This is a genomic window from Bacteroides faecis MAJ27 (assembly GCF_900106755.1).
GTDB classification, from domain to species: Bacteria; Bacteroidota; Bacteroidia; order Bacteroidales; family Bacteroidaceae; genus Bacteroides; species Bacteroides faecis.
The window spans coordinates 24512-34731 of sequence record NZ_FNNN01000038.1 but is presented as its reverse complement, the minus strand read 5'-3'; the positions used below and the strand labels follow the sequence as shown (position 1 = coordinate 34731).

The 10220-nt window shown below is 48.0% G+C and carries 5 protein-coding genes; all 5 read right to left on the bottom strand.

Annotation, left to right across the window (positions count from 1 at the left end):
- Nucleotides 1–222 precede the first annotated feature (222 nt).
- Complete coding sequence (gene galB / locus BLW31_RS21985; RefSeq protein ID WP_010537320.1) at nt 223–2670, bottom strand: beta-galactosidase GalB; 2448 nt, start codon at nt 2668–2670, stop codon at nt 223–225.
- Between the two features lie 64 nt (nt 2671–2734).
- A complete protein-coding gene (locus BLW31_RS21980) occupies nt 2735–3823 on the bottom strand; it encodes a glycoside hydrolase family 53 protein (RefSeq protein WP_029425438.1) in 1089 nt (362 codons plus the stop codon).
- A gap of 23 nt (nt 3824–3846) precedes the next feature.
- On the bottom strand, nt 3847–5589 hold the full coding sequence (locus BLW31_RS21975; protein WP_010537322.1) for a DUF5114 domain-containing protein: 1743 nt from the start codon (nt 5587–5589) through the stop codon (nt 3847–3849).
- A 23-nt stretch (nt 5590–5612) separates the two neighbouring features.
- Nucleotides 5613–7190, bottom strand: a complete 1578-nt coding sequence (locus BLW31_RS21970) for a RagB/SusD family nutrient uptake outer membrane protein (protein WP_010537323.1) — start codon at nt 7188–7190, stop codon at nt 5613–5615.
- A 19-nt stretch (nt 7191–7209) separates the two neighbouring features.
- On the bottom strand, nt 7210–10185 hold the full coding sequence (locus BLW31_RS21965; RefSeq protein WP_010537324.1) for a SusC/RagA family TonB-linked outer membrane protein: 2976 nt from the start codon (nt 10183–10185) through the stop codon (nt 7210–7212).
- Nucleotides 10186–10220: the final 35 nt, after the last annotated feature.

Below are 10220 nucleotides of genomic sequence, written 5' to 3'. Positions count from 1 at the left end.
GACGAATATTAAGCCTTATTACCTAATTACTGAAAAAATAGTCGCATAGACAAAAAAGAGGAACGACTATTTTATATTAAAAAAAGAAGGGGATGTGCCTTAGTTTTGACACAGCCCCCACACGTTGCTGTCACGGTCTTATGGTTTAATTATCAGACTATTATCACTCGTTTGGTGACAGGTGACAGCAATTTTTCAAATATATTTCTTTATGTAGACCGATTATTTCGTCAGAAGACGGATACTTCCTGCTTTCACTCCGCCGGCTTTGGCAGTCAGAATAATTTCTCCGGCTGTTTCATTCGTTTGTACGATAGCTGTAAGCATTCCGTTGAAAGCGTGCATCTTCGGAAGATGGAACAGGTCGAGACTCGTTGGGTCACCATTGGCTCCGGCACGGTATGTTCCGGCTCCTTTGACGGAGAAGTTAATCAGGCGGTTGTCGGCAGGGCAGAGGTTTCCGTCTTTGTCTACTACTTTCACGGTTACATAAGCAAGGTCTTTTCCGTCTGCCGTCAGTTCATTCCGGTTGCTGACCAGTTCGATGTGATGAGGCTTGCCGGCTGTACGGACCACTTTTTCTGCTACTGCTTTTCCGTCTTTATCATAGGCTACTACTTTCACTTCACCCGGTTCATATACAGCATCCATCCACATCAGGCGATAACGGCTCTTCAATGAACTGTTGTTCTTGCTTTGTTTGCCATAGCTTTTGCCGTTGATAAACAGTTCGGCAGCAGGGTAGTTGGTGTAAACAAATACTGGAGTTACTTCACCTTCGCGTCCCGGCCATGTCCAATGCGGCAGGATATGCAGTGTTTCCGCTTCCTTATTCCATATGCTGCGGTATAAGTAATAGCGGTCTTTGGGCAAACTGGCGAGGTCGATAATGCCAAACATGGAACTGTGATTGGGCCAGGCATTGGTATCGTAAGGAGAAGGCTCACCCAAGTAATCGAAGCCGGTCCATACAAACTGTCCTATGGTCCAGTGGTAATCGTCTGCCAATGCAAAGTCCTCGTCAGGGATATTTGACCACGAACAAGCCTCTACATCATAAGAAGAACATTGATGGTCGTCGTATATCGCACTTTTCTTATCCTCAACCGGGAATTTGTAGACTCCGCGTGAACTTACGGTAGAAGCGGTCTCACTACCCAGAATGAGATTCTGCGGAAGTTTGGAGTATGCTTCCTGATAGCGGTTGGCGCGGTAGTTCAGACCGGGAATATCGATCATGGCGGCAAATCCGTTGGCAAGCACACAAGATACCTGGTCCATGCCGCAGGTGACGGGGCGGGTAGGATCTTCACGATGACAGATGTCTTGCAGGAACTTCGCAACTTTGTATCCGACAGGGCTGCATTGGGTGGGAACCTCATTGCCGATGCTCCACATTACCACACAAGGATTGTTGCGATAGTTGTGCAGCATATTCACCATATCGCGTTCTGCCCATTCGTTGAAGTAACGGTGATATCCGTTTTCACATTTGGCGATGTCCCATTCGTCGAACGGTTCGATCATCATCATGAATCCCATTTCATCACATAATTCCACGAGTTCGGGAGCCGGCATGTTGTGGGAAGTACGAATGGCATCGCATCCCATGTCTTTCAAGAGTGTGAGCTGGTGGCGAAGTGCCGCTACGTTGATGGCTGCACCCAACGGACCTAAGTCATGGTGATTGCATACCCCCTGAAATTTGCGGTGTTTTCCGTTCAGATAGAAACCTTTGTCGGCAATATATTCAATGCTGCGGATACCGAAACGGGTAGAGTAGGTATCTACCAGCTGATTGTCTGCATACACTTTGGATACGGCTTTGTAGAGAGCGGGGCTTTCCGGCGACCAGAGTTGAGGCGCATTGACGATGAAGTTTTGTTCAAACGGCTGCCCGTGATTGATGCGTCCTTTGTTTTCTTTACGTGTCACTACCTTTCCATCCGGTGACAGGATTTCTGTCTCTATACGGATTTCCGTCTTTTCGCCGGCATTCTCTATCTTTGTCTGCAGGCGTATGGCGGCAAATTCATCACTGACATGGGGAGTGGTGATCTGCGTACCCCATACGGGGACGTGGACTTTGTCCGTCACAATCAGATGTACATTGCGGTACAAACCTGCTCCCGGATACCAGCGTGAAGACTGCGGACGGTTTTCCAGGCGTACCGCCAGTGTATTGTTCTTTCCGTCTTTATTCAGGAAAGGGGTAACGTTGCAATGAAAAGAATTGTAGCCGAAAGGCCAGAAGCAAGCCTCCTGTCCGTTGACGTATATACGCGCTTCGCTCATTGCTCCGTCGAACAAGAGAGTGACTTCCTTGTCGGCGGGAACATCGAAACTGGTGCGATACCATCCGGTTCCGACATATGGAAGACCTCCGGTACGTCCGGTTTTCAGTGATGCCTTTTTCTCAAAGTTCTGTGTGACTGCTACATTTTGCAGGTCGTTCTTCACATCGAAAGGTCCGAAGATGGCCCAGTCATGTGGGATAACGACCGATTCCCATTTAGTATCGTTGTAGTCAGTCTGCGCAGCTTCCGGAAAATCTCCTTTACTGAATTTCCAGTTCTTTTCGAGTAGCGTTTCGCTGCGCTGTGCTTGCAGCATACTGGCTGCGCTCATCAAAAGTACAGTTAGCAACTGTTTTTGGTGTTTCATGTTCATTTTCTCTTTTTCAGGTATATAAATTAGGGATTCGGGGTAAAGTTATGAAAAGGATTCAATAAATTTATCGTTTGAAGGCATTAAATGCAGAAGTCGGCTTGCCGCTGTCGTCAAATAAACCTTTGTGATACCCTTTCCAACCACCGTAGCACTGAGGCTCCCAGGTGAATACGCCCAGACATTGGTCTATTTCTTTCGCTTTTGTCACGAAGTCGGTAAAAAATGCTTCTGCTTCTTCGTAATTCCAGTTAATGCCGAGTTCGCACATCATGACCGGAGTATTATAGCGTTCGATCAGATTTTTTATGTTGCTTATGCAGTCGTTGTTCAGCTTGCGCCAGTCCTGTGTCTCTGGATCAGGGTAGAGTGACATGCCGATTACATCCCATTTGCCACCGTCTGCTTTCAGTCCGTCGAACAGCCAGATATAGCGGTTGGGATTGTTGCCTTCGTCGATATGTACAATCACTTTTGCCTGCGGATAGATTGCTTTGACGGCATCGTAACCGGAAGTTACCAGTTTGGCAAAGTTGGCAGTGTTTCCGCTGCTGGCCGCTCCGTCGGGTTTCAGCATGCCCGAACGTGTTTCGTTGCCTACCTGTACCCATTCCACATCGATGCCTCTTGCTTTGATGGCACTCAGAACATCAGTCGTGTGGTCGGCTACAGCTTTCTGCAATTCCTCGAAAGACAAGTCTGCCCAGGCAGCAGGTTTTTCCTGTCGTCCCGGATCGGCCCAGATGTCGCTATAGTGGAAATCGATCATGATACGATAACCTAGATTGTGGGCGCGCCATGCTTTGGTCACAACATCGTCTTTGTCGCACCAGCCTTCGGGATTGAAATAGCCTTCGTTTTCAGACCATCCCTGGTCGGGGTTTACCCATACACGCAGGCGGATCGAGTTCATTCCCAGATCGCGGAGCAGGGACATGCATTCGTGGTCGTTGCCTTCGGCATCATAGAACTTGTAGCCTGATTTCTCCATTTCTGTCAGCCAGCTGACGTCCGCTCCTTTGGCGAAGCCGGACATATCATACACGTTCTCTTGATTTTCCGGAAATACCGGCTTTTCATCGTTGTCGTCGCAAGCGGTGAAGAAGGCTCCGCACAACAGTGCGGAAGCCATCAATATGTTTTTGAATTGTTTCATCATTGTTCTTCGTTATCTAAAGGTTATTGCTGAACGGCGGAATAAGTTCCGTCAATCAGGTTCACTGTAATTGTATAAGTACCAGCCTTCAGCATGATACCATCGCCATTGTAATATAGCTTGCCGTCGCTTCCTCCGTAGAAAGCAGTCCATGCATTTTCTACATAGAATTTGGCTCCCCATTTGGAATCTGTCGCCAGTGTGATGGTACCGGAGTATTCGCCGGCAGTTCCGGTGCTTGCAATCGGGTTGAAGCTGTTGTCATTCTCTATTCCGTAGTAACAATAGATATTGTCGCCAAGAGCATACGTCTTATAAGTAAGCTCTTTCAGAGATACATCGAACAGATACAGTCCGGCATCGGGAGCAGGAATGTTAGTGCCTTGTCCGTTAATCAGCGTACCGCTTTCGGCTGTGCTGGCAGCATCATCCTTGGCGATGGTGTACATTCTGCTGGTATCCCACTCATTGCCCGATGAGAATAAGGTCATCGCATAGTTTCCATATTTGGAGTTAACGTCTACGATGCCGGCATACTTCTGTTCTTCTTTGTAATAGACTTCTATTTTGTGGTCGTATGCCCATTCAGTGTCCGGACCGATTCCCGGCAGATACAGATATTGTCCTTCTTCCGGTTCGGGTTCCGGTTCTACGGAGCCGCCTTTCTCTACGGTAGCTGTCCATTGCTGCGGATTACTCAGGTCGATGCTCAGTGTACATTCTCCTGTTTGCGGAACATTGACAGTGATATCTCCGGCAGTTTCTCCAAAGCTCAATGCAGCGTTGCTGCCACTGAATGCGACAGGGGTGTCCTTGGCTTTTGTATCGTCGATGTCATAACCGCCATTGTCGTTGAGGTTGGCGCAGGTATGGTCATACAGTTTACCGGTTCCGTCAATCCGGACGGTGATTGTTCCGGTTGCATCCGCATTGAATGTAGCGGTCCATTTCCGGCTGGTACGGTCGAATGTCATGGTGGCATTGATGTCTCCGCTGACATTTAAAGAAGGAATCAGCAGTCCGTTCCATTGCTTGCTGTTGGTATCAAATGTGATATAGTAGCAACCGGCAGTTCCGGGGAACCAGCACTTCCAGTCGCCGGCTGTAGTGAGCAGGAACGGCATTCCGGTCTCGTTGTCATTTCTCCAGATGGTACCGTCGGCTTCCTGCACCAGGAAGTTGAACCAGCCCTCTACACCGACGAAGCCCTTGTATATACCGTCGGTATTGGCGGAGAACAGGGTCATTCCTGTGGCAGTCGCATTCTGGTCGAGTACGTTGGCAAAGCGCATATCCAGCTCATACGGGGTGATGGTTACTGCTTCCACGTTGCTATAAGCCGGATCGATGTTGTTACCCGTCGTTCCTTTCAGGCGGAAGTAGAATTTTGCGGCCACGTTGGCTTCCACTCCCAGATTATTAGCGACAATGTTCAGTTCGGCACCGTTGTAAGTCTTCGAAAGGGAGGTTTCGGCAGACTCTACGATAGTACCCGAGAAGTCTTCGCTCAAAGAGACTTGCATGGCGGTTTTCAGCAAATTAGTCGGTTTAAAGTTCGGATTGCTGATAGCCAGTGTACGGTCTGTCCATGCCAGCGATAACACATTCTTCTGTGCGGTCGCTTCGGTCAGTACGATGTTGTCTGTCGAAGCAATGAGTTCATTGCTTGTCAGGCTCGACAAGTAATATTTATCTCCGTCTTCTTCGCAGGCACCCAGTACGAAGAGGGCTGCCAGAGAGAGGATCAGACTATTTATTGTTTTCATATATCGTTCGTATTAGAGGATAATTAATAATTTTCATTATACAGGTTCGGATTGGCTGTAAGCTCCGTATTCGGTATCGGGTAGATATTGTACTTGCTGTTTACGGCTGTACCGCCTTTCTCGCCGCCTTTCCACTGCCACAGATATTTGTCGGTTGTGAACATGCCGTAGCGGATCAGGTCCGTACGTCTGTGTCCTTCCCAGTAAAGTTCGCGGGCGCGTTCTTTTAACAAGAAGTCAAGAGTCAGGTCGGAATCTGCTATTTTGTGCTCATCGTCACCGTATGCCCGTCTCTGAAGTTCGTTGATATAGCCCAATACCGTTCCTCTGTCACTTCCTGTGCCGCCACGTACAACGGCTTCCGCCATCATCAGATATACGTCTGCCAGACGGAACAGGGGATAATCGGTGTTCACACCGCCGTCGGCTGTATTGGAAGCCGTTTGACCATTATCTGTAAGGTTGGTCCATTTCGTTACAAAAAAGCCGTTTGACTGATCATCTATTTTATCCAGGTATTGAGTCTGGCCGTCGGTAAAGAATAAGTAGCGTTGGTCAGCCTCTCCTGTAAACAGAGCTGGTATTTCACCGCGTACGCGGAACATACCCCAGCCGCTTTTCACTCCATAGTCTTCGGGTACTTGCTTGTCGGAAGTATTACTTACCGCACCGCAAATGATATAGGTGGAAGAACCCCATGATACGGTATGCGTAGCATCTACCGGCAGGGTGAAGATTATTTCATTGGCAGTGCGCTTGTCATTATCCGCATTGAACAGGCTGCTGTAATCGTCTTCCAGAGAATATCCCTGAGCGATTGCCTGTTGGCAGGCACTGATACATTCGGTATATTTGGAAGTATTGGTGTACACTTCCGCATTCAGATAGAGTTTAGCCAGTAAGGTATATGCAGCTCCCTGTGAAGCACGGCCGTAAGGACAATTCGCTTTGTCGAGCATATCATTCACGGTGCTGTTCAGTTCGCTTTCGATATAACTGAAAATCTGTGCGGCTGTATAGCGTGGAGGGAGATAACCGCTTGTCGGGTCATTCTCCGTCACAAACGGAATGTTACGGTACAGGTCGAGTGCATGATAGTAGAACAGTGCACGCATAAACCGGGCTTCGGCACGGTAATGACGGATTTCACTTTGTTCCTGTTCCGTAAACTGTGCCAGCTTTTCGTCGGTAGCGTTGCGGATAAACTCATTGCACAATGCAATGTTGTAATAAATACGGTAATACATATCCGATACCCACGGGTCGTTGGCATCCCAGCTGAGGTAGGTGAGGCCGGTCACGTTGTCACCGGACAACCAGGTAGAGGCTACTTCGTCCGTACCGCATTCCTGCAGGTTGAAGAAGCAACGCATGTAGTCCTGTCCGCTGTTGCTGCTCAAATCCGGATCACCGCTTTTTTCTTGTCCGGTAGTTACCATTGCCGTATAGATTTTCCCTAACACGGCTTTATAGTTTGCGGCGCTGGTGTAGATGCTGGCGGCTGTTTCGTCTTCATGCGGATACTGGTCCAAATCGCCTATGCAGGAACTTAGCAGCAGTGCGCTGCAAAAATAGAAGGCTGTATAAAATATCTTTTTCATAATGCGCTTTTTTAAGTAATTAGAAGTTGAAACCTACGTTGAGTGAGAAGGTACGTGGACGCGGGTAGAAAGAGTTGTCTACGCCGTTGGGTACTTCCGGGTCTACACCGCTGTATTTGGTGATGCAGAATACATTTTGTACCATAGCACTGACATTCAGGCTGCATCCTTTGCAGATTTCACCGAAATTATAGTTCAGTGAGAGGTTGTCCATTTTCAGGAACGAAGCATTCTCTACATAGTAGTCCGACAAGTATTGGCGGGACTGGAAACCGGTCTTCAGATAGCTCGTCGACAGGTTGTTCAACTGATAAGAGTTGTAGCTTACCGTTTCCCAGGCTCCGGTGTTCATCGCCATTGCATTGTATACATAGTTGCCGATGTTGGCACGCAGGCTGGTGCTCAATGTCCATTTCTTCCAGCGTAGTGAGGTGCTGAAGCCAAGAATATAGTCAGGAGCAGGAGAGTGGTAGCGATACAGGTCTTCGGTATTGATTTCTCCGTCACCGTTCAGGTCTACATAGGCACCTTCTACCGGTTTACCGGTTTTCTCATCATACAGTTGGTGGTAAACGTAGAACATGTAAGGAGCATATCCTTCACTTAATGTCTGTACCTGATAGCTGTCGATATACGGACCTACGGAAGTGTTGGTAGCAGCAGCTCCGGCAGCCAGCGACAGGTTTTTCACCTTCATCTTCTGCCAGGTCATATTGAAACTGAGATCCCAGTTCCAGTCGTTGGTTTGTATCGGTGTTGCGTTCAGGCTGAACTCAATACCCTGGCTGTCTACATTTCCTACGTTAGTCGTGATGTTACGGTCGAAAGTCGTTCCGGCTGCAGCGGGGACGGTTGCAATCAGATCTTCCGTTTTGCGGGTGTAGTAGTCGAAACTACCGGTAATACGGTCTTTCAGGAAACCGAAGTCGAAACCGGCATTCCATGAAGTAGTCGTTTCCCATTTCAAGTCGGAAACATACGATTTGGGACGGTAAGTATAAATGTAATCATTACCCATGATAGATTCGGCACCATTCTGGCTGATAGTATAGATGGGCAGATAGTTATAGTTGCCGATACCGTCTTGCTGACCGGTCACACCGTAGCTGGCACGAACTTTCAGGTTGCTGAGTACTTTGTTGTTTTTAAGGAAAGACTCTTCCGTCACTCTCCATCCCAGTGCTACCGAAGGGAAAGTACCCCAGCGCACATTCTTGGCAAAACGGGAAGTAGCGTCCCGGCGTACGGTGGTAGTCAGCATATAGCGTGAGTCGAACGAGTAGTTCAGACGACCGTAGTAGGAGAGTAGTACATGGCGTTCATCGGTTGCTTTCGAAGTTTTCAGCACTTCTCCGAGCGTATTCATTTCACTGTAAAGAGGGTTGGTTGCTTTCCAGTACTGATAGTCATAACCGGCTGTCACGTCAAAACTACTCTTGATCGGTTCTACCAGTTTATTGTAGTTGGCGTATAAAGTCAGCAGACGGTTTTCTTTCTTTTGCGGACCGTAGCTGTAATCCAGGCCGGAAGTGGTGTAGTTTTGTGCAGCTTCTGCCGGAACATATACACTCCCTTTACCTTGTGCGTAATCATAACCTATCGTAGCATGCAGTTTCAGATCGGGGAAGAAGTGGACACGGTAATCCGCATCGATATTTCCGATGAAGCGTCTGACATTACTATGCGAGTCGTTCATTTGGATGAGACCTACCGGGTTCATTACTGCTCCGTTTACCGGTGCACCGGTATTGTCTACCGCCTCTGTATATCCTCCGAAAGTGTCCAGGCCGGAATAAACCGGAATGGTCGGATTGATGGTAGAAGCTGCCCAGATGGCTTCCGTATTACCGAACGTGTTGTTATTGATGGAACCTTTCGCATTGATATTCAACTTCAGATGGTCTTTAAAGAAAGAAGGGTTGAGCGTAACACTTCCGGTGTATCGTTCGGCATTGTCCGTACGGAGCAGACCGCTTTGGTTGTAGTAACCTACCGATACGCGGATGGGCCAGTTCGGAGCAATCTTTCCGGTAATGCTCAGGTTGTTGTCCGTTCCGAAGGCATTCTGGTATATTTCATCGTTCCAGTCGGTGCGGGCTGTCCCCAACAAGGCTTGTTGGGCAGCCGTTCCTTGTGTCCGGATGGTATTCACGAACTGGTCGTAACTCAACATGTCCGCTAACTTTGTACGGGTCTGAATAGAGTTGGTAGTGCTGAATGTGATTTTCATTTTGTCCGAACTTCCTTTCTTGGTAGTGATAAGGATGACACCGTTGGATGCACGCGAACCGTAGATCGCGGTTGAAGAGGCATCTTTCAGAATCGTCATGCTTTCAATATCATTCGGGTTGATGAGGCTCAGGAAATTGCCGTCATTACCGCTGATACCTCCTTGTTCCAGAGGCACACCGTCCAATACGATCAGCGGATCGTTACTTGCATTCAGTGAAGCTCCTCCACGTACACGGATCGTACTTCCGGAAGTAGGTGAACCACTGTTGGACATGATTTGTACACCGGAGATTTTTCCGTTAATCAGTTGTTCGGGAGAACTTACCAGTCCCATGTTGAAGTCTTTGCTGCTGACATTCGTCACCGAACCGGTCAGGTCACTTTTGCGTTGCGTTCCGTATCCGATGACTACTACATCACTCAGTACTTGTGAGTCGCTTTTCATTTGTACATTCAGTACGTTGCCGTTTGCGGGGATAGCTATCACTTTAGTTTCGTATCCTACGTAAGAGAATTGTAGTTCCTTACTGTCTTTCGGTACATTCAGAGTGTAGTTTCCGTCAAAGTCGGTCACTGTACCCGTTGATGTTCCTACAATGAGAATGCTCACTCCGATCATCGGTTCTTTGTTCTCATCGATCACTTGTCCGGTCATTTTCTTGCCTCCCTGTTGGGCAAAGGCAGGAATTGCGCCTCCAAGAAAGGCTGTACATAAGATGAATAGTACAGTCAGATGGCGTAGATTTAAGATGTTACTGTTCATAATTATTGTGTAATTGATAATAGATTTATTTTATT